The organism is Xanthobacter sp. DMC12 (assembly GCF_056314105.1).
Genome location: NZ_JBQUYZ010000001.1, coordinates 1,535,144 through 1,554,739, shown reverse-complemented (window position 1 = coordinate 1,554,739; position 19,596 = coordinate 1,535,144). Strand labels below are relative to the sequence as shown.

Sequence of the window (19,596 nt, the reverse complement as noted above, 5' to 3'; positions counted from 1 at the left end):
GGACTCACCTCGCGTTCACGGCATCGGCGGGCGCGCCTTCCGCCTCGAAATAATCGGGATGGGCGGCGCCCAGATCCTCGACGCTGGGGATGACCCGGCCGAGATGGGCGGCCATGGCCTTTTCCGCGCCATCCGCATCGCCCGCGCCGATGGCGTCGGCCACGCTCTGGTGCTCGGCGATGACGCTGGCGCGCCGCTGGGGGGAGGGCAAAGTGAGGAGGCGGCAGCGGTCCACGTGCGCCTTCTCCTGCCTTATGACCCGCCAGATGTTGGGGTGGCCGGCGAGCTCCGCGATGATCTGGTGGAAGGCCTCGTCGGCGGCATGGAACTCCGCCAGCGCCCCGGCGCGGTGGGCGGCGCGCTGCTGGCGCAGGGTGGCGAGGAGCGGCGCCATCACCACCCGGCGGGCCTTCTCCGGCAGCGTCGCCACATGGGCCGCGGCCTCCCGCACGCTCGTGCGCTCCAGCGCGTTGCGGATGATCATGGCGTCGCGCACCTCGGGCACCGAGATGCGCGAGACGAAGGTGCCGTACTGGGGGAAGATGTCCACCAGCCGCTCGTCCGCCAGCTTCAGGATGGCCTCGCGCACCGGCGTGCGGCTGACCCCATAGGCGAGGGCGATCTGCTTTTCCTGCAGCGGCGCGCCGGGCGGAAGGGTCATGGCCACGATGTCGTCGCGCAGGGCGGCGTGGATGCGCGACGACGCCGGCACCGCGCGGACATTTTCGCTGCGAAGCGCCGGCCTGCGCCTGAGATCCGCCCCCGTCGCCACCACCGTTTCTGCCTCCCCCGGTACTCTGCCCGCTCCTGGCCTGCTCTTGCGGCATCTGCCGTACTAATATATTAGCATATCAAGGGCGTCAACGAAGGCGCAGGCTCGACGGGGCCGGGGACAAGGGTCGGGGAGACGTGCTCATGGGGATGGAGGCGGGCATCGCGCCGCGCACCCTTCGGCTTTCTGCGAAGGACAATCTGGCGGTGGCGCTGGACGAGGTCGCGCCCGGCGGCTCGGTCGCGGGCGTCGTCGCCACCCAGCGGATCCCGCGCGGCCACAAGGTGGCCATCGAGCCCATTCCAGCCGGCGCGCCGGTGGTGAAGTTCGGCCAGATCATCGGCTTTGCCAGCGAAGACATCGCCCCGGGCGCCCACATCCACACCCACAATGTGGTGCTGCACGATTTCGCCCGCGACTACGCCTTTGCGGCCGACGCCCGGGACGATGCGCTGCTGCCGGAGGCCGAGCGCGCGCACTTCATGGGCTTTCGCCGCTCCAACGGACGCACCGGCACGCGCAATTATCTCGGCATCCTCACCAGCGTGAACTGCTCGGCCTCGGTGGCGCGGTTCGCGGCGCAGGCGGCCGAGCGTTCCGGCATCCTCGCCGACTTTCCTGATATCGACGGCATCGTGCCCATCATCCATGGCACCGGTTGCGGCATGGCCTCCAAGGGCGAGGGCTACGACGTGCTCTCGCGCACCCTGTGGGGCTACGCCACCCATCCCAACTTCGCCGCCGTGGTGATGGTGGGGCTCGGCTGCGAGATGTTCCAGATCGCCCGCTTCAAACAGGAATACGGGGTGGAGGAGGCGGACGGCTTCCGCACCCTCACCATCCAGGACGAGGGCGGTACGCGTCGCACGGTGGAGCATATCCTCGGCACGCTGAAGGAGATGGCGCCCCGCGCCGCCTCCGCGCGGCGGGAGGCGCGGCCGGCATCCGAGATCGTGCTGGCGCTTCAATGCGGCGGTTCGGACGGCTATTCGGCCCTCACCGCCAATCCCGCGCTGGGGGTCGCCTCCGACCTGCTGGTGGCGCAGGGCGGCACGTCCATTCTCTCCGAAACGCCGGAAATCTATGGTGCCGAGCACCTGCTCACCCGCCGCGCCGCGACCCGCGAGGTCGGGGAAAAGCTGGTCGCCCGCATCAAGTGGTGGGAAGACTACACGGCCCGCAACGCGGGGGAGATGAACAACAATCCCTCGCCCGGCAACAAGGCCGGCGGGCTCACCACCATTCTGGAAAAGTCCCTCGGTGCCGCCGCCAAGGGCGGCTCCTCCACGCTGCGCGCAGTCTATGAATATGCCGAGCCGGTGACGGATGCCGGCTTCGTCTTCATGGATACCCCCGGCTACGATCCGGTGGCCGCCACCGGCCAGGTGGCAGGCGGGGCGAACGTGATCTGCTTCACCACCGGCCGCGGCTCCGCCTTCGGCGCCAAGCCCACCCCCTCCATCAAGCTCGCAACCAATTCCGATATCTATCGCCGGATGGAAGAAGACATGGACATCAATTGCGGCGATGTGCTCGACGGCGTGTCGCTGGAAGAAAAGGGCCGCGAGATCTTCGACACCGTGCTGGCGGTTGCCTCCGGCGCCCACACCAAGTCCGAGGAGCTGGGCTACGGCGATGCCGAGTTCGTGCCCTGGCAGATCGGCGCGGTGATGTAGGCCGCCGCGCCCATTGGAAGTGAACGGCCGGAAAGGCCGCAATAAACGGAAAAATCCGTCAGACACTCAGGGAGAACGCCCATGCTGACCCGACGCCGACTGACCGCCCGCGCCGTAGCTTTCGCGCTCTCGAGCCTGGCGCTGCCGGGCCTTGCGCTCCCGGCGATGGCGCAGACCACGCTGCGCTCCGCCGACATCCATCCGGATGGCTATCCCACCGTCGAATCCGTGAAGTATTTCGGCGAGATCATCGAGAAGAAGTCGAACGGCAAGTACAAGGTGCAGGTCTTCTCCTCCGGCCAGCTCGGCGGCGAGAAGGACACCATCGAGCAGACGCGCTTCGGCGTCATCGATCTCAATCGCGTCAACACCGCGCCGTTCAACAATCTGATCCCGGAGACGGCGGTGCTCGGCATGCCGTTCCTGTTCCGCTCCACCGAGCACATGTACAAGGTGGTGGACGGCCCCATCGGCGCGGAGATCGCCAAGGCCTTCGAGCCGCACGGCCTCGTGGTGCTGGGCTTCTTCGATTCGGGCGCCCGCTCCATGTACAATTCCAAGAAGCCCATCAAGACGCTCGACGACATGAAGGGCATGAAGATCCGCGTGCAGCAGTCGGACCTGTTCATCGCGATGATCAACGCGCTAGGCGCCAACGCGACGCCCATGCCCTTCGGCGAGCTTTACTCCGGCCTGCAGACCGGCCTCGTGGACGGCGCCGAGAACAATTATCCCTCCTATGATTCCGTGAAGCATTACGAGGTGGCGAAATATTATTCGCTTACCGAGCATTCGCTGGCGCCGGAGGTGTTCGTGATGTCGAAGCGCGCCTTCGACAAGCTGAGCCCCGATGACCAGAAGATGTTCAAGGAAGCCGGGCTTGAGGCGACCAAGAAGATGCGAGAGCTCTGGGCCAAGCGCGACATCGAGGCCAAGGATCACGTGGTCAAGGGCGGCGCCATCATCAACGAGGTGGACAAGAAGCCCTTCATCGATGCGATGAAGCCGGTCTACGACAAGTTCGTCACCACCGACAAGATGAAGGACCTCGTCGCCCGCATCCGGGCGGTGAACTGAAGGCGCGGCACCGGCCGGGCCCGCGCGGCCCGGTCATTGTCCGGGGAGGCGCAGCGGCATGACCATCAAGTCCAGCGAACGTTCCGGCAGGGGCGCCGAGGCCGAAAGGCCGGTGCCGCTCATCGCCTTGAGGCGGGTGGTCCGCCTGCTGTCCGCGGTCGCGCTGTGGATCTCCGGCGCCGGGCTCGTCGCCATGACGGCGGCGGTGTTCTGGCAGGTGATCGGCCGCTATGTGCTGAACGCCTCGCCGAGCTGGACCGAGCCGCTCTCCCTGCTCCTGATGAGCTGGTTCATCCTGCTCGGCGCCGCGGTGGGCGTGCGCGAGAACATGCATCTCGGCTTCGAGATCGGCCTCCACTTCGCCACGCCGCCGGTGCGGCGGGCCATGGAGATCACCACCCACATCCTCGTCATGGGCTTCGGCGCGGCCATGGGCTGGTACGGCTGGGACCTCGCCATGGGCACCTGGAGCGCCAAGATGGCGGGCGTGGACCTGCCCCAGGGCGTCGACTACCTGCCGCTGGTGGGCGGCGGCGCGCTCATCTGCCTGTTCTCGTTCGAGCGGCTGCTCACCGACCTCACCGAGGGACGGGTGCCGGAAGTGCCGCTCGCCCATGTCCACACCGTGGAATGACGCCGGAAAAGACCCATGGCCATCACCATCCTCTTCGGCGTCTTCGCGCTGCTCCTCGTCATCGGCACGCCGGTGGCCTTCTGCCTCGGTCTCGCCTCGCTCGCGACCGTGCTTTATCTCGACCTGCCGCCGGTGGTGGTGTTCCAGCAGCTGAATTCGGGCATGAACGCCTTCTCCATGCTGGCGATCCCCTTCTTCATCTTCGCCGGTGACCTGATGATGCGCGGCGGCATCGCCGACCGGCTCATCGGCATGGCGGCGAGCCTCGTGGGGCATCTGCGCGGCGGGCTCGGCCAGGTGAACGTGGTGGCCTCCACCCTGTTCGGCGGCATCTCCGGCTCGGCGGTGGCGGATGCCTCGGCCATCGGCGGCATCATGATCCCGCAGATGGCGCGCCACGGCTATGCCAAGGACTATGCGGTCAACGTGACGGTGAATTCGGCCATCATCGCGCTGATGATCCCGCCGTCCCACAACATGATCATCTATTCCCTGTCGGCGGGCGGCACCATCTCCATCGCCGACCTGTTCACTGCGGGCATCATGCCGGGCATCCTGCTCGCCGCGGCGCTGATGATTACGGCCTATGTGGTGGCGCGCAATCGCGGCTATCCGGCCGGCACCTTTCCGGGCTGGTATGCGGTGCTGCGCTCGGTGGTGGCGGCCATCCCCGGCATCATGCTCATCGGCATCATCTTCGGTGGCGTGCGCTCGGGCATCTTCACCGCCACCGAAAGCTCCTGCATCGCCGTCATCTATGCACTGCTGGTGACCACCCTCGTCTACCGCGAGATGCACTGGGCGGACTTCGTCGAGGCGACGCTCGGCGCGGTGCGAACCACGGCCATGGTGCTGCTCGTCATCGGCACGGCGGCGTCCTTCGGCTGGCTCATGGCCTTCCTGCAGGTGCCGAAGGCCACCATCGAGATGATGCAGGCGGTCTCGTCCAACCCCTATGTCATCCTTCTGCTCATCAACATCATCCTGCTCATCCTCGGCACCTTCATGGACATGGCGCCGATGATCATCATCTGCACGCCGATCTTCCTGCCGCTGGTGAAGGCCTTCGGCATCGATCCCGTGCATTTCGGGGTGATCCTGATCCTCAACGCCGGCATCGGGCTGAACACGCCGCCCGTGGGCTCGGTGCTGTTCGTGGGCTGCGCGGTGGGCAAGATCTCCATCGGCGAGGCGATGAAGACCATCTGGCCCTTCTTCGGCGCCTCCATCGCGGTGCTGATGATCGTCACCTACGTGCCGGCCGTGTCGCTCTGGCTGCCGGCCCTGTTCCGTTAGTCCCCGTACTGCCCCGAAAGTCTGCCCCCATGATGATCGACGTGCGCCATGTGCATCACCAGGACGCCACCCGCGGCTTCGACACCGAGGCGCTGAGGCGCAACTATCTGGTGGATCGCCTGTTCGAGCCCGGCCTTGTGTTGCTCACCTACAGCCATGTCGAGCGCTTCGTCATCGGCGGCGCCATGCCGGTCACGGTGCCGCTGGCGCTGGAGAGCGACAAGGCGACCATCGGCTCGCCGAACTTCCTCGACCGGCGGGAGCTGGGCGTCTTCAACATCGGCGGTGCCGGCAAGGTGCGCGTCGATGGCGTTCCCCATGCGCTCGGGCATCGGGATGCGATCTATGTGCCCATGGGCACGAAGGAAGTGCTGTTCACCTCCGACAGCCCCGATGCGCCGGCCCGCTTCTATCTCCTCTCCACCCCTGCCCATGCGCGGTATGAGACCAAGGTGGTGCGCATCGCGGAAGCCAAGAAGATGCTGCTCGGCGAGGTGGCCACGGCCAACCGCCGCACCATCTACCAGATGATCCACCCTGATGTGGTGACCTCCTGCCAGCTGGTCATGGGCATGACCCAGCTCGACGAGGGCAATGTCTGGAACACCATGCCCTGCCACGTCCACGACCGGCGCTCGGAGGTCTATCTCTATTTCGACCTCATGGCCGACGCCCGCGTCATCCATCTCATGGGCCAGCCCGACCAGACGCGGCACATCGTGGTGGCCGACGGGCAGGCGGTGATCTCGCCGCCCTGGTCCATCCATTCCGGCTGCGGCACGCGCGCCTACACCTTCATCTGGGGCATGGGCGGCGACAATATCGACTATACGGACATGGACATGGTGGCCATGGACCAGCTGAAGTGAGCCGAGATCCCTTGAACCCGTTCGATCTGTCTGGCCGCAGGGCCATCGTCACCGGCGCCAACACTGGGCTCGGCCAGGCCATCGCGGTGGCGCTCGCCGCCGCCGGAGCGGGCGTCGTGGGCGTCGGCCGCTCGGCCATGGACGAGACCGCCGCTCTGGTGGCCGCCGCGGGCGGCAGCTTCACACCCGTGCGCGCCGACCTCGGCACGCTCAAGCCCATCGACCGCATCGTTGCCGAGGCGGAGATCGGCGGGCGCGTCGACATCCTCGTGAACAATGCCGGCATCATCCGCCGCGCCGACGCCATCGACTTCTCGGAAAAGGACTGGGACGAGGTGATGGACGTGAACCTCAAGTCCACCTTCTTCCTCACACAGGCCGTCGCCCGGCGGATGCTGGCGGACGGCAAGGGGGGCAAGGTCGTCAACATCGCCTCCCTGCTCTCCTTCCAGGGCGGCATCCGCATCCCGTCCTACACCGCGAGCAAGAGCGGGCTTGCCGGTCTCACGCGATTGCTCGCCTGCGAGTGGGCGGCCAAGGGCATCAACGTGAATGCCATCGCCCCGGGCTATTTCGTCACCAACAACACCGAGGCCCTGCGCGCGGATGCGGACCGCAACGCCGCCATCCTCGGCCGCATCCCCGCCGGTCGCTGGGGGGACCCGTCCGACATCGGCGGCGCGGCGGTGTTCCTGGCGTCGCGCGCGGCGGATTATGTGCATGGCGTCGTGCTGCCGGTGGACGGCGGCTGGCTGGCGCGCTGATACATGCGGGCTGGTCGGGGAGACTGGCCGGCAGGATGGGAGAGAGCATGAGCGAGAAGGGCAGTGTCTTCGCCTTCGCCGACACCACGCCGGTGGAGGTGGTGGACGAGGTGGTGAGCCGGCAGATCCTCACCTTCAACGACGAGATCATGCTGGTCCGCGTCATCGCCCGCGCGCCGGGGCCCATGGGCGTGCCGCACAGCCATCCCCACGTGCAGATCACCAGCGTGGAGAGCGGCGTGTTCGAGCTGACCATCGGCGGGCGCACCGAGCGCCTGAAGGCGGGCGACAGCTTCTATGTGCCCTCGGGCACCCACCATGGCGCGGTCTGCATCGAGCCCGGCGTGCTGGTGGACGTGTTCACGCCCATGCGCGCGGATTTCGTGAAGCCTGCCTGAGGCTCATTTCCCCGCGGCGGCGGCGAGGTTCGCGGCGAGGGCGGGGCCGTCGCCCGTAATGCGGAAGGTCTTGACCCGCGCCGTGGCGCCCGAGGCGAGCCGCACCTGCGAGGCGGCGACACCGGCTGCGCCGGCCACCACCTTGGCGACGGCGGCGGTGGCGGCGCCATCCTCCGGTGCCACCCGCACCCGCACCTTCAGCACCTCCCGGCCGTCCGAGAGGGCGGCGACGCCATCCACGGCATCGCGCCCGCCGCGTGGCGTCGCCCGCACCGTCACCTCCACGCCGTCCGGCAGGATGCGCACGAACGAGGTGGCAGACGGCGCGGCGGACGACACGGCGGCCGGCTCAGAACACGTAGGGATAGATGTAGTAGGCGATGACCTGCTGCAGGAAGAAGATAAGCAGGATCAGGACCATCGGCGACAGATCGAGGCCGCCGAGATTGGGCAGCACGTTGCGGATGGGGGCCAGCAGCGGTTCCGTCACCTTGAACAGGAACTCGCCCACGCTGCGCACGAACGAGTTGTACGGATTGACCACGTTGAATGCGACGAGCCAGGACAGCACGGCCGCGGCAATGAGGATCCAGACATAGAGCTGGAGAACGACAAGGATAACGTCGAGCAGCGCGCGCATCGTCGGAAGGGTCCCCGGGAAGTGGCGTGCCAGCAATAGCGCCACCTGTGGTCCGGGAACAAGGCCACCCGGCTCCCCCCGGCCCCCGCCGGCTGCGTCAGCCGGTCGCGTCGGGGTCCTGGGGTTTGTCGGGATCGGGCAGGGCGCCGGCCCCCGGCGTCTTCTCCGGATCGGTCAGCTGCGGCTTCGCGTGCGGGCCGGCCGCCGGTTTCTGGCGCTGCGCGTCGACTTGGCGCTTTTCGGCGGCGTCGGTCGCCGGCTGGCCCTCTTTCCCCTTCTTCAGCATCGCTTCGTCGGGTTTCACGGCAACCTCCATGATGTGACCATGATTTGGAGACAACGCTCCCCGCAGTGTTCCGTTGCAGCGTCGCCTTGCCCCACGGCCGGGCCGCGCCGCGACGGAGCTTTCGTTTGTCCGCGCGGCCGACTTTGACGTGCCGCCTTGACTTGCCCGCGCGGCAAAGGCAGCTTCCCGCCGCTTTTGGGGGCGCTGACCTCCTCCAACCCCACGGACCCTCATGCGCAGCTATCTGGACTTCGAGAAGCCGGTTGCCGAACTCGAGGCCAAGGTGGAAGAGCTGCGCGCGCTCTCCTCTTCCGGCGACGGCGTAGCTATCACCGACGAGGTGCTGAAGCTGGAGGGCAAGGCGCGCGACGCTTTGGTCGCGCTCTATGCGAATCTCACCCCCTGGCAGAAGACGCTGGTGGCCCGCCATCCGCAGCGGCCGCATTTCGCCGACTTCGCCCGCGGCCTGTTCGAGGACTTCACGCCGCTCGCCGGCGACCGCAAGTTCGGCGAGGACGAGGCCATCATCGGCGGCTTCGCCCGCTTCCGCGGCGAGGCGGTGTGCGTGCTGGGCCACGAGAAGGGCTCCAGCACCGAAACCCGCATCCGGCACAATTTCGGCATGGCCCGCCCCGAGGGCTACCGCAAGGCCGCGCGCATCATGGAACTGGCCGACCGCTTCGGCGTGCCCATGATCTCGCTGGTGGACACCGCCGGCGCCTATCCCGGCATCGGCGCGGAGGAGCGCGGGCAGGCGGAGGCCATCGCCCGGTCCACCGACGCCTGCCTCGCGCTTTCCGCGCCCAACGTCGCGCTCATCATCGGTGAGGGCGGTTCGGGTGGTGCCATCGCCATCGCTACCGCCAACAAGGTGCTGATGATGGAGCACGCCATCTACAGCGTGATCTCGCCGGAAGGCGCGGCCTCCATCCTCTGGCGTGATACCGCCAAGGCGCAGGACGCGGCCACCAACATGAAGATCACCGCGCAGGACCTGCTGCGCTTCGGCGTCATCGACGGCATCGTGAAAGAGCCGGCCGGCGGCGCCCATCGCGACGCGGACGCGGCCATCGCCGCGGCGGGCGACGCCATCGCTGATGCGCTGTCCTCGTTGGCGGGGCTCGACGGCGCGCAGGTCCGCAAGGCGCGGCGCGACAAGTTCCTCGCCATCGGCCGTACCCTCTGACGGGCGCGGCCTGGCGGCCACAGCGGTAAGAAATCCTTAACCATGGCGCTGCGGCATGGGGGAAGCGGGCCGGAGTTTCCCCATCTTGGCCGCATTTGCCTTATTTTCTCCATCGGGCCGGAGCGACGCTGATAACGTCGCATCAAGGGGGACCGGTTAGCCTTTTCGGCCTCATGGCCGGTCCGGATCCGGGAGTTTCGCGTTGAGCCGCTTGTCCAAGAGCCGTCCGATGACGACCCTCTCCTCGCGCCTGCGGATGGCGGGTCTCGCCGCCTGCGCGGCGCTCGCCCTCGCGGGCTGCAACGCCACCGATTCCGAGGTCGCGCGCAAGGCGAACAAGCCGCTGTCGCCGGAAATGGTGTCGCTGCTGGCCAAGAAGGACATGGCGCCCTCCACCCCCATCCTGGTGCGCATCTACAAGCAGGAATCCGAGCTGGAGGTCTGGAAGGTCACGTCCGAGGGCAGCTATGCGCTGCTCAAGACCTATCCCATCTGCCGCTGGTCGGGTGAACTCGGCCCGAAGGTGGGCACGGGCGACCGGCAGGCGCCGGAGGGCTTCTACACCATCACCCCCGGCCAGATGAATCCGAACTCCAGCTATTATCTGGCGTTCAACCTCGGCTTCCCCAACGCCTATGACAAGGCCTACGGGCGCACCGGCGACTTCCTGATGGTGCATGGCGACTGCTCGTCCTCGGGCTGCTACGCCATGACCGACGACCAGATTTCCGAGATCTTCTCCCTGGCCCGCGAGAGCTTCGCCGGCGGCCAGCGCGCCTTCCAGGTGCAGGCCTATCCCTTCCGGATGACGGCGAAGAACCTCGCCCGCTACCGCAACAATCCCAACATGGCGTTCTGGCGGAACCTCAAGCAGGGCTCCGACCATTTCGAGGTGACGAAGCAGGAGCCGAAGGTCTCGGTCTGCAACCGCACCTATGTGTTCGACGCCACGCCCGCCCCGGGCCGCGCCTTCGAGGCCAGCCAGGCCTGCCCGCCCTATCAGGTGCCGGAGCAGATCGCCTCGGCGGTGGCCGCCAAGCAGCGGTCCGACGATGCCCAAGTGGCGGCGCTCTCCACCACCGCGCCCGTGGCTCCGGTGAAGACCGGCAGCGACGGCGGCATGCACCCCGTGTTCCTTGCCAAGCTCAAGGAGCGCGAGACCGGGCAGATGTCCTACACCCCGGCGCCCGGCCGCCTTCCGGACTATGTGAATCCGCCGAAGGAGACGCCGGCCAAGCTCCAGGCCGACGCGCTGCTGCGCGCTGACCAGAGCGACGGCGCCCCGGCCACCACGGGCTCGCTGGCGGCGGCATCCGCTGCAGCCTCGGCACCGCAGCCCACGGCGGTCGCCTCCAGCTCCTATCCCCGGTAGTCGAGCTTCCACCCACGCTGCGGCTCGCCATCGCGCGCGCGACTGGCGTGTGCCTTGCCGACGGTCGATGGTTCAGCCTACGCTTTTCCGCCGCCTGGCGGGTGCGGCGGGGGAGGGCGGACCATGGGGCATGATGTCTGGTGTCGGCGGATGGCCGCCCTCACGGCCGTCGTCGGCTGGGCTGCGCTGATCCTCCAGCTGGTCATCGTGGTCCAGAAGATGGCGGCCATCGGCCAGGGATTCGGCCCGGCACTGTGGCGCTTCCTCGGCTTCTTCACGGTGCTCACCAATCTCGGCGTCGCCATCGTCGCCACAGAGATCGCGCTCGGCGGCCTGCATGCCCTCACCGGGGCGCGGGCGCGGCTGACGACGGTCGTCTCCATCGTGCTGGTGGGCATCATCTATGCCCTGCTGCTGCGCCACGTGTGGAATCCGCAAGGCGCGCAGCTCGTCGCCGACCGCCTGCTGCATCAGGCCGTGCCGGTGCTGTTCCTGATCGTCTGGCTGGCGGGGCCGCACGGGCGGCTGCGGCTCGCCGACACGCTCTGGGCCATGGCGCCGCCACTCGCCTATCTCGTCTACGCGGTGGCGCGGGGCGAGGCGGACGGCTGGTATGCGTACTGGTTCCTCGACCCGGCCAAGCTCGGGGTGGAGAAGATGGCGCAGAATGCCGTGGTGCTGGCGGTGGTGTTCTTCGCCACCGCGCTCATCTTCGTGGGCATCGACCGGGCCATCGGCCACCGGCGGGGCTGAGCCCGAAGCCCCAACGCCCGGCGCGGGCAGGCCCGGCGCGGGCAGGCCCGGCGCCAGAAGGCCCGGCGCGAGGGACCGCGCCGAGGGATCACCGCCTCAGGCGAAGCGGCCGTGGCAGTGCTTGTACTTCTTGCCGGAGCCGCAGGGGCAGGCCTCGTTGCGGCCCACCTTGCCCCAGGTGGAGGGGTCGTTCGGGTTGCGCTCCATCACCGCGACGTCGCCCGAGAGCAGCGGCTCCGGACGGGAGCCGAGCGCGGCACCGATGCTCGCCATCTCGTCCTCGCCGGTGAAGGGGTCGGCGTGGTGCGCCTCCATGGGAGGCAGCTCTTCCTCCATGGGCGGCTGGGCGACGATCTCCACCCGCATCAGCTGCGCGGTGACGATCTCGCGCAGGCGGTTCAGCAGCGCGGAGAAGAGGTTGAACGCCTCGGACTTGTACTCGTTCAGCGGATCGCGCTGGGCATAGCCGCGCAGGCCCACCACCTGGCGCAGGTGGTCGAGCATGGCGATATGCTCGCGCCAGAGGTGGTCCAGCGTCTGGAGAAGGATGGACTTCTCCACATAGCGCATGATGTCCGGCCCATACTGGGCGGTCTTGGCGGCCATCCACTCGTCAGCGCGGCGGATGATGCGCTCGGTGACCTCGGGGCCGGCGATGCCCTCTTCCTTGGCCCAGTCCTTCACCGGCAGCTCGATGCCGAGCACTTCCTTGATGGCGGTGTCGAGGCCGTCCACGTCCCACTGCTCGGGATAGGCGTTCTCGGGAATGAACTTGGCGACGGTCTCGGTGATGAGGGCGTGGCGCATGTCCTCCACGGTCTCGGCCACGTCGTCGTCGTTCATCAGCTCGAGGCGCTGCTCGAATACCACCTTGCGCTGGTCGTTCAGAACGTCGTCATACTTGAGGACGTTCTTGCGCATGTCGTAGTTGCGCGCCTCGACCTTCTGCTGCGCCTTCTCCAGGGCCTTGTTGATCCAGGGATGGATGATGGCCTCGCCTTCCTTCAGGCCGAGGCGCTGCAGCATGCCGTCGAGCCGGTCGGACCCGAAGATGCGCATCAGGTCGTCGTCCAGCGACAGGAAGAACTTGGAGTGGCCGGGGTCGCCCTGGCGGCCGGAGCGGCCACGCAGCTGGTTGTCGATGCGCCGGCTCTCGTGGCGCTCGGTGCCGAGCACGAAGAGGCCGCCGGCGTCGAGCGCCTTCTGCTTCAGCTCCTCCACCTCGGCGCGGATGCGCGCCTCGGCGGCAGTGCGCTCCTCGCCCTCGGGGAGGTCCTTCAGCTCGGCCGCGATGCGCATGTCGGCGGCGCCGCCCAGCTTGATGTCGGTGCCGCGGCCGGCCATGTTGGTGGCGATGGTGATCGCCCCCGGCACGCCGGCCTGGGAGACGATGTAGGCCTCCTGCTCGTGGTAGCGCGCGTTCAGCACCGCGAAGGCCTTGCCCGAGCGGTCATGGGCGAAGGCGGCCGGATCGGAGAAGTCGATCTGGTGGAAGCTGGCCTGCTTCAGCAGCTCGGCCAGAAGCTCCGACTTCTCGATGGAGGTGGTGCCCACGAGGACCGGCTGGCCCCGGGCGCTGCACTCCTTGATGAGCTCGATGATGGCGGCGTACTTCTCGCCGGCCGAACGGTACACCTCGTCATCGTCATCGATGCGCGAAACGGGGACGTTGGTGGGCACTTCCACCACTTCGAGCTTGTAGATGTCCTGGAACTCGGCCGCCTCGGTGGCCGCGGTGCCGGTCATGCCGGCCAGCTTCTCGTAGAGGCGGAAATAGTTCTGGAAGGTGATGGAGGCGAGCGTCTGGTTCTCCGGCTGGACCTGGACGCGCTCCTTGGCCTCCAGCGCCTGGTGCAGGCCTTCCGAATAGCGCCGACCCGGCATCATGCGGCCGGTGAACTCGTCGATGATGACGACCTCGTCGTTGCGCACGATGTAGTCCTTGTCCCGCTGGAACAGGGAGTGCGCGCGCAGCGCTTGGTTCACGTGGTGCACCACCGAGACGTTCTCGATGTCGTAGAGGCTCTCGGACTTCAGCAGTCCGGCCTCGGTGAGCATCTGCTCCATCTTCTCCATGCCCGCTTCCGTCATGGAGACGGAGCGCTGCTTCTCATCCACCTCGTAATCCTCCTTGGAGAGGCGGGGGATGTACTGGTCGATGGTGTTGTAGAAGTCCGAGCGGTCGTCGAGCGGGCCGGAGATGATGAGCGGCGTGCGCGCCTCGTCGATGAGGATGGAGTCCACCTCGTCGACGATGGCGTAGAAGTGGGGGCGCTGCACCATGTGGGCGCGCTCGTACTTCATGTTGTCGCGCAGGTAGTCGAAGCCCAGCTCGTTGTTGGTGGCGTAGGTGACGTCGCTGGCGTAGGCGGCGCGGCGCTCGTCGTCGTCAAGGCCGTGCACGATGATGCCCGTGGACAGGCCGAGGAAGCGGTAGAGCTTGCCCATCCACTCGGCGTCGCGCTTGGCGAGGTAGTCATTCACCGTCACCACATGCACGCCCTTGCCGGCCAGCGCGTTCAGGTAGACGGGGAGGGTGGCGACCAGCGTCTTGCCTTCGCCGGTCTTCATCTCGGCGATGGAGCTTTCGTGCAGCACCATGCCGCCGATGAGCTGCACATCGAAGTGGCGCATGCCGAGCGCACGCTTGGCGCCCTCGCGCACGGTGGCGAAGGCGGGCACCAGGAGATCGTCGAGGGTGGTCTTGCCCTCGGCAAGCTGGCGGCGGAAATCTTCCGTGCGGGCCCGCAGCTGGTCGTCGGAGAGGGCTTCCAGCTCCTTCTCCAGCGCATTGATGGCCTGGACGCGGGGACGATAGCCCTTCACCCGGCGATCGTTCGCGGAGCCGAAGAGCTTGCGGGCAAGTCCACCAAACATGGGTTTCTCTATTCCGTTCCGTCAGGTCTGAAGGAGGGCGGAGACGGACCGCCGGACCTCCGGGCAACGATGCGCGCCGTTGGACACCCGCAATGGGGCATCAGCAAGTCCGAAGGCGGGACAGGCGGGCGCAGCGAACGAACGCGCAGCCGCAACCGCCCCGCTTCCGCGGGCAGCACACCATGCGGACACTTATGAACGGGTCGGGGCAATGTCAATGCGAGGCGGGTGCCGCGGAGCCCTCGGGGCCGGCGCTATGACGAAGCGTTGCCGCGGTGCATAGGTGCCGCGGCAATCGACCATCGCGGCGCGTCCGGGCAATTCCTTTCATGGACACATCCGTTGCCCGATGCTTAGTATCCGCCGCGACTGCATATTGGGGGTAGTGGTATGGTGGGGGGTATCAGGGTGTCGGGTCGGCTGGGCTGCGCGAGCGTTGCCCTCGGAGCTGCCTTCCTTCTCTCCGCATGCGAGGAGAAGAACACCTACGTACCCCCGCCGCCGCCCAAGGTGACGGTCGCGACCGTGCTGGAACAGCCGGTGACGCGCTTCCTCGAACTAACCGGCAACACCGCCGCCATCAATTCGGTGGACCTGAACGCCCGCGTGCAGGGCTTCCTCACCAACATCAATTACAAGGACGGTGCCTTTGCCAAGAAAGGCACCACCCTGTTCGTGATCGAGCAGGACACCTACATCGCCCAGGTCGACCAGGCGAAGGCGACGCTCGCGGCCAACCAGGCGTCGCAGGTGCAGGCCGAGGCCGAGTTCAACCGCCAGAACCAGCTGGCCAAGCAGGACTTTGCCTCGCAGGCCGCCCTCGACCAGGCCCGCGCCAAGCGCGATTCCGCCGTCGCCCAGGTGGCCAATGCCCAGGCCTCCCTGCAGCTCGCCCAGATCAACCTCGGCTATACCCAGGTCAACGCCCCCTTCGACGGCGCGGTGACGGCCCATCTCCAGGACGTGGGCGCCCTCGTCGGCTACAGCGGCCCCACCAAGCTCGCCAGCATCGTCCAGCTCAACCCCATCTGGGTGTGGTTCACGCTGAGCGAGCAGGAAGTGCTGCGAATCAAGGAGCAGCTGGCCAAGCAGGGCCGCTCCCTCACCAGCCTCACCCGCGACCTGCCGGACATCCCGATCGAGATCGGTCTCCAGACCGAGACCGGCTACCCCCATGCCGGCCGCATCGACTACATCGCGCCGCAGGTGGACCCCAACCTCGGCACGCTCACCGTCCGCGGCATCTTCCAGAACGACGACTTCGTGCTGCTGCCCGGCCTGTTCGCCCGCGTGCGCGTGCCGCTCGGCCAGGCGGCGGCGACCATCCTCGTTCCGGATTCGTCAATCAGCTACAACCAGCTTGGTCCCTATGTGCTCACCGTCGGCTCCGACAATGTCGTCGCCCAGACGCAGATCACCCTCGGCCAGCTCCAGGCAGACGGCCTGCGCGCGGTGCTTAGCGGTCTGAAGGCCACGGACCGCGTCATCATCAACGGCATGCAGCGCGCGGTGCCCGGCTCCAAGATCGACGTGGAGGTGGGCAAGATCGTCGCCATCGCCCCGCCGGTGGACGATGGCACCAAGCCTCTGCCGAAGCCCGCCGGAGTGGCGCCCGCCGACGCTCCGGCCCGCGCCATCCCCTCGGTGCCGCCGACCCCCAATGCTCCGGCGACGCCGGGTGCGACCCCTGCGACGCCGAAGAACTGACCCGCCCTCGAACATGAGGCAGCGCCCATGATTTCGCGCTTTTTCATCGAGCGGCCGGTCCTCTCGAACGTCCTCGCCATGGTCTTCGTGCTGATCGGCCTCGTTTCGCTGATCCGCCTGCCCGTGTCGCAGTATCCGAACATCGTGCCGCCCACGGTGTCGGTCTCCACCTCCTATCCCGGCGCGTCCGCCAAGACGCTCATCGACACCGTCGCCCTGCCCATCGAGCAGCAGGTGAACGGCGTCGAGGGCATGATCTACATGCAGTCGTGGTCGGCCTCGGACGGCACCTACACGCTGGTCGTGTCCTTCGCCATCGGCACCGATCCGAACATGGCGCAGGTGCTGGTGCAGAACCGCGTCAACATCGCCCTCGCCTCGCTGCCCACGGCGGTGCAGGCGCAGGGCGTGACCATCCTGCAGAAGGGCACCTCGATCCTCGAGTTCGTGACCCTCGTCTCGCCGGACGGGCGCTATGACGGACTGTTCCTGAACAACTACGCCATCATCAACGTCCAGAACGAACTGGAGCGTGTGGAAGGTGTCGCCAACGTCGCTGTCTTCGGCGCCGGCACCTACGCCATGCGCGTGTGGATGGACCCGGACCGCATGCAGGCCTTTGGCCTGACCCCGACCGACGTCTCCAACGCCATCCAGAAGCAGAGCCAGCTCGTCACGCCGGGCCAGCTCGGCATTCCGCCGGCCCCGTCCAACGCGGCGTTCCAGTACACCGTCAACGTCGCCGGCCGCCTCGACGACGTGAAGGACTACGAGAACATCATCGTCAAGGTGGACAATTCCGACGGTGGCCGGATCGTGCGCATCCGCGACATCGGCCGTGTGGAGCTTGGGGCGCAGAGCTATTCCAAGGACTTCATGCAGGACAACAAGCCTGCAGCCGGCATCGGCATCTTCCAGCTTCCCGCCGCCAACGCGCTCGATGTGGCCAAGCGTGTCGCCGCGAAGATGGAGGATCTGAAGAAGAGCTTCCCCGAGGGGCTCGACTACATGATCCCCTTCGACACGACCCTGTTCGTGACCGCCTCCATCGACGAGGTGTGGAAGACCCTGTTCGAGGCGGCGATCCTCGTCCTTATCGTCATCCTGCTGTTCCTGCAGGACTGGCGTGCCACGCTGGTGCCCGCGACCACCGTGCCCGTGACCATCATCGGCGCCTTCGCCGCCATGGACGCCATGGGCTTTACCATCAACCTCTCGACCCTGTTCGCCATCATCCTCGCCATCGGCATCGTGGTGGACGACGCCATCGTCATCGTGGAAGGCGTGGCGCGGCACATCGAGGAAGGCATGGCGGGACAGCCCGCGGCCGAGAAGGCCATGGACGAACTGTTCGGGCCAGTGGTGGGCATCACCCTGGTGCTGATGTCCGTGTTCCTGCCGGCCTCGTTCATTCCCGGCCTGTCGGGACAGATGTTCAAGCAGTTCGCGCTTGTCATCGCGGCGACGGCCTTCATCTCGGCCATCAACGCGGCGACCCTGAAGCCCACCCAGTGCGCCCTCTGGCTGCGCCAGCCGGTGCCGCCGGAGAAGCGCAACTTCATCTATCGCGGCTTCAATGCCATCTATGGCAAGGCGGAGCACTGGTATGCCGGCCTCATCAGCCGCATGGTGCATCACTCCAAGCTGATGGTGCTCATCGCCATCGCGCTCATGAGCGTCGCCGGCTACGGCCTCACCCGTATCCCGACCTCCTTCCTGCCCATCGAGGACCAGGGCTACTTCCTCGCCCACGTCCAGTTGCCGGACGCCTCGAACCTCAACCGCACCAAGAAGGTGATGGCGGATGTCTCCGAGCGCATCCGCAAGGTGCCGGGCGTGCAGACCGTGCTGGCGATCTCCGGCATCTCGGTGCTCGACAACTCGTCCACCCTCGCCAATGCCGGCGTCACCTACATCACCCTGACCCCCTGGGACGTGCGCTACGCCACCAAGGGGCAGGACCTGCTCTCGATGTACGAGAATCTGAACAAGGCGGTTGCCGGCCTCGAGGAGGCAGAGGTGGCGATCCTCGTGCCGCCGGCCATCCAGGGCATCGGCAACGCCGCCGGCTTCACCATGCAGCCGCAGATCCGCAGCGGCAATTTCGACTACCAGCTGCTGGAGCAGATCACCTCGTCCATGGTGGACAAGGCGCGGGCGCAGTCGGCCCTCTCCCACGTGTCCTCCTCATTCCGCGCGGGCGCGCCGCAGATCCAGGTGGACGTGAACCGGATCAAGGCGGAGACGCTGGGCATCACGGTGGGCCAGGTGTTCAGCACCATCTCGTCCTATCTGGGCTCCACCTACGTCAACCAGATCAACAAGTTCGGCAACGTCTTCCAGGTCTACATCCAGGCTGACGCGGGTTTCCGCGTGACCCCGGCGGACCTGATGCAGCTGAAGGTGCGCTCGCCCACCCAGAACGCGATGATCCCGCTCGGAACGGTGGTGGACGTCAAGACCACCCTGGGTCCGCCGCTGATCTCGCTCTACAATCTCTATCCCTCCGCCACCATCGTCGGCACCAACGCTGCGGGCTTCTCGTCCGGGCAGGCGCTGTCGCTGATGGAGCAGATCGCCGCCTCGACCCTGCCTCCGGGCACGGGCTTCGAGTGGACCGCCATGTCCTATCAGGAGAAGGCGGTCGGCAATCAGATCTACTACGTGTTCGGGCTCGCCATCCTGCTGGTCTACTTCGTGCTGGCCGGCCAGTATGAGAGCTGGATCCAGCCCATGTCGGTGATCCTCGCGGTGCCGCTGGCGCTGCTGGGCACCGTCAGCGCGCTGCTGGGCCTGGGGGTGGCCAACAACCTCTACACCCAGATCGGCCTCGTGCTGCTGATCGCGCTCGCCTCCAAGAACGCGATCCTCATCGTCGAGTACGCCCGCGAGAAACGGGCCGAGGGCATGGAGATCATGGATGCCGCGGTGGAGGCCTCGCGCCTCCGGTTCCGCCCTATCCTCATGACCTCCTTCGCCTTCATCCTCGGCGTGCTGCCGCTGGTGTTCGCTACCGGCGCTGGCGCCAACTCGCGCAAGTCCATCGGCATCGCGGTGGTGTCGGGCATGCTCGCCTCCACCTGCCTCGCCGTGCTGTTCGTGCCGTCCTTCTACACGGTGCTCCAGCGCTTCGAGGAAGGCCGCAAGGGCAAGAAGAAGTCCAGCACCGGCCATGGCGCTGGAAATGCGCCGCCCGCTCCGCCTCCCGCGCCCGACGCGGGTGTGCCCCCGGCGCCCGCATCTGCCTGATCCGGGCGCGCCGGCTTTGCCTTATCTTGCGGCAACTGCT

The 19,596-nt window shown here is 67.2% G+C and carries 17 protein-coding genes; 12 read left to right on the top strand and 5 right to left on the bottom strand.

The window, feature by feature from the left end; genetic code table 11:
* Positions 1 to 4: 4 nt before the first annotated feature.
* Positions 5 to 712: a GntR family transcriptional regulator gene (locus ACT535_RS07170; protein WP_476363842.1), complete on the bottom strand. Its 708-nt coding sequence runs from the start codon at positions 710 to 712 to the stop codon at positions 5 to 7.
* 203 nt (positions 713 to 915) lie between these two features.
* Here ACT535_RS07170 and ACT535_RS07165 point away from each other — a divergent pair, with 203 nt between their 5' ends.
* From ACT535_RS07165 to ACT535_RS07135, 7 genes are all read left to right on the top strand, one after another.
* Entirely contained in the window at positions 916 to 2,448 is a 1,533-nt protein-coding gene (locus tag ACT535_RS07165; protein WP_476363841.1) for a UxaA family hydrolase, read from the top strand.
* Positions 2,449 to 2,529: 81 nt separating this feature from the next.
* Complete coding sequence (locus ACT535_RS07160; protein WP_476363840.1) at positions 2,530 to 3,525, top strand: TRAP transporter substrate-binding protein; 996 nt, start codon at positions 2,530 to 2,532, stop codon at positions 3,523 to 3,525.
* A 58-nt stretch (positions 3,526 to 3,583) separates the two neighbouring features.
* Positions 3,584 to 4,159 carry a TRAP transporter small permease gene (locus ACT535_RS07155; protein WP_476324042.1) on the top strand — a complete coding sequence of 192 codons (576 nt, stop codon included), beginning with the start codon at positions 3,584 to 3,586 and terminating at the stop codon, positions 4,157 to 4,159.
* A 15-nt stretch (positions 4,160 to 4,174) separates the two neighbouring features.
* Complete coding sequence (locus ACT535_RS07150; RefSeq protein WP_476363839.1) at positions 4,175 to 5,455, top strand: TRAP transporter large permease; 1,281 nt, start codon at positions 4,175 to 4,177, stop codon at positions 5,453 to 5,455.
* Positions 5,456 to 5,484: 29 nt separating this feature from the next.
* The gene (gene kduI, locus ACT535_RS07145; protein WP_476363838.1) at positions 5,485 to 6,324 is read left to right on the top strand and encodes a 5-dehydro-4-deoxy-D-glucuronate isomerase; all 840 of its coding nucleotides are present in this window, start codon (positions 5,485 to 5,487) and stop codon (positions 6,322 to 6,324) included.
* An 11-nt stretch (positions 6,325 to 6,335) separates the two neighbouring features.
* Positions 6,336 to 7,088 (top strand): 2-dehydro-3-deoxy-D-gluconate 5-dehydrogenase KduD, encoded by a 753-nt coding sequence (kduD, locus tag ACT535_RS07140; protein ID WP_476364005.1) that lies wholly within the window; start codon positions 6,336 to 6,338, stop codon positions 7,086 to 7,088.
* Positions 7,089 to 7,135: 47 nt separating this feature from the next.
* On the top strand, positions 7,136 to 7,486 hold the full coding sequence (locus tag ACT535_RS07135) for a cupin domain-containing protein (protein ID WP_476363837.1): 351 nt from the start codon (positions 7,136 to 7,138) through the stop codon (positions 7,484 to 7,486).
* A gap of 3 nt (positions 7,487 to 7,489) precedes the next feature.
* Here the strand turns inward: ACT535_RS07135 and ACT535_RS07130 are convergent, their stop codons facing one another.
* The 3 genes from ACT535_RS07130 to ACT535_RS07120 all read right to left on the bottom strand — a co-directional run bounded on the left by ACT535_RS07130 (position 7,490) and on the right by ACT535_RS07120 (position 8,430).
* Positions 7,490 to 7,825: a DUF167 family protein gene (locus ACT535_RS07130; RefSeq protein WP_476363836.1), complete on the bottom strand. Its 336-nt coding sequence runs from the start codon at positions 7,823 to 7,825 to the stop codon at positions 7,490 to 7,492.
* A 10-nt stretch (positions 7,826 to 7,835) separates the two neighbouring features.
* A complete protein-coding gene (locus ACT535_RS07125; RefSeq protein ID WP_168459864.1) occupies positions 7,836 to 8,126 on the bottom strand; it encodes a YggT family protein in 291 nt (96 codons plus the stop codon).
* Between the two features lie 97 nt (positions 8,127 to 8,223).
* Complete coding sequence (locus ACT535_RS07120) at positions 8,224 to 8,430, bottom strand: hypothetical protein (protein WP_476363835.1); 207 nt, start codon at positions 8,428 to 8,430, stop codon at positions 8,224 to 8,226.
* A 214-nt stretch (positions 8,431 to 8,644) separates the two neighbouring features.
* Here ACT535_RS07120 and ACT535_RS07115 point away from each other — a divergent pair, with 214 nt between their 5' ends.
* From ACT535_RS07115 to ACT535_RS07105, 3 genes are all read left to right on the top strand, one after another.
* Positions 8,645 to 9,598, top strand: a complete 954-nt coding sequence (locus tag ACT535_RS07115; RefSeq protein WP_168459863.1) for an acetyl-CoA carboxylase carboxyltransferase subunit alpha — start codon at positions 8,645 to 8,647, stop codon at positions 9,596 to 9,598.
* Between the two features lie 229 nt (positions 9,599 to 9,827).
* Positions 9,828 to 10,970: a L,D-transpeptidase family protein gene (locus ACT535_RS07110; RefSeq protein ID WP_476363834.1), complete on the top strand. Its 1,143-nt coding sequence runs from the start codon at positions 9,828 to 9,830 to the stop codon at positions 10,968 to 10,970.
* A 150-nt stretch (positions 10,971 to 11,120) separates the two neighbouring features.
* A complete protein-coding gene (locus tag ACT535_RS07105; RefSeq protein ID WP_476363833.1) occupies positions 11,121 to 11,723 on the top strand; it encodes a Pr6Pr family membrane protein in 603 nt (200 codons plus the stop codon).
* Between the two features lie 96 nt (positions 11,724 to 11,819).
* On the opposite strand, the gene secA is transcribed toward ACT535_RS07105, so the two are convergent.
* Positions 11,820 to 14,600 carry a preprotein translocase subunit SecA gene (gene secA / locus ACT535_RS07100; protein ID WP_476363832.1) on the bottom strand — a complete coding sequence of 927 codons (2,781 nt, stop codon included), beginning with the start codon at positions 14,598 to 14,600 and terminating at the stop codon, positions 11,820 to 11,822.
* Between the two features lie 408 nt (positions 14,601 to 15,008).
* Between secA and ACT535_RS07095 the strand changes: the two genes are divergently transcribed.
* Together ACT535_RS07095 and ACT535_RS07090 are read left to right on the top strand one after the other, a co-directional pair.
* On the top strand, positions 15,009 to 16,307 hold the full coding sequence (locus ACT535_RS07095) for an efflux RND transporter periplasmic adaptor subunit (RefSeq protein WP_476363831.1): 1,299 nt from the start codon (positions 15,009 to 15,011) through the stop codon (positions 16,305 to 16,307).
* Positions 16,308 to 16,334: 27 nt separating this feature from the next.
* On the top strand, positions 16,335 to 19,556 hold the full coding sequence (locus tag ACT535_RS07090) for an efflux RND transporter permease subunit (RefSeq protein WP_168459859.1): 3,222 nt from the start codon (positions 16,335 to 16,337) through the stop codon (positions 19,554 to 19,556).
* Positions 19,557 to 19,596 lie beyond the last annotated feature (40 nt).

Bases quoted from the DNA above. Each gene is read 5' to 3' on its own strand.
- ACT535_RS07165 (WP_476363841.1), top strand. From the start codon at position 916: ATGGGGATGGAGGCGGGCATCGCGCCGCGCACCCTTCGGCTTTCTGCG.
- ACT535_RS07160 (WP_476363840.1), top strand. From the start codon at position 2,530: ATGCTGACCCGACGCCGACTGACCGCCCGCGCCGTAGCTTTCGCGCTC.
- ACT535_RS07155 (WP_476324042.1), top strand. From the start codon at position 3,584: ATGACCATCAAGTCCAGCGAACGTTCCGGCAGGGGCGCCGAGGCCGAA.
- ACT535_RS07150 (WP_476363839.1), top strand. From the start codon at position 4,175: ATGGCCATCACCATCCTCTTCGGCGTCTTCGCGCTGCTCCTCGTCATC.
- kduI (WP_476363838.1), top strand. From the start codon at position 5,485: ATGATGATCGACGTGCGCCATGTGCATCACCAGGACGCCACCCGCGGC.
- ACT535_RS07135 (WP_476363837.1), top strand. From the start codon at position 7,136: ATGAGCGAGAAGGGCAGTGTCTTCGCCTTCGCCGACACCACGCCGGTG.
- ACT535_RS07125 (WP_168459864.1), bottom strand. From the start codon at position 8,126: ATGCGCGCGCTGCTCGACGTTATCCTTGTCGTTCTCCAGCTCTATGTC.
- ACT535_RS07115 (WP_168459863.1), top strand. From the start codon at position 8,645: ATGCGCAGCTATCTGGACTTCGAGAAGCCGGTTGCCGAACTCGAGGCC.
- ACT535_RS07110 (WP_476363834.1), top strand. From the start codon at position 9,828: ATGACGACCCTCTCCTCGCGCCTGCGGATGGCGGGTCTCGCCGCCTGC.
- ACT535_RS07105 (WP_476363833.1), top strand. From the start codon at position 11,121: ATGGCCGCCCTCACGGCCGTCGTCGGCTGGGCTGCGCTGATCCTCCAG.
- secA (WP_476363832.1), bottom strand. From the start codon at position 14,600: ATGTTTGGTGGACTTGCCCGCAAGCTCTTCGGCTCCGCGAACGATCGC.
- ACT535_RS07090 (WP_168459859.1), top strand. From the start codon at position 16,335: ATGATTTCGCGCTTTTTCATCGAGCGGCCGGTCCTCTCGAACGTCCTC.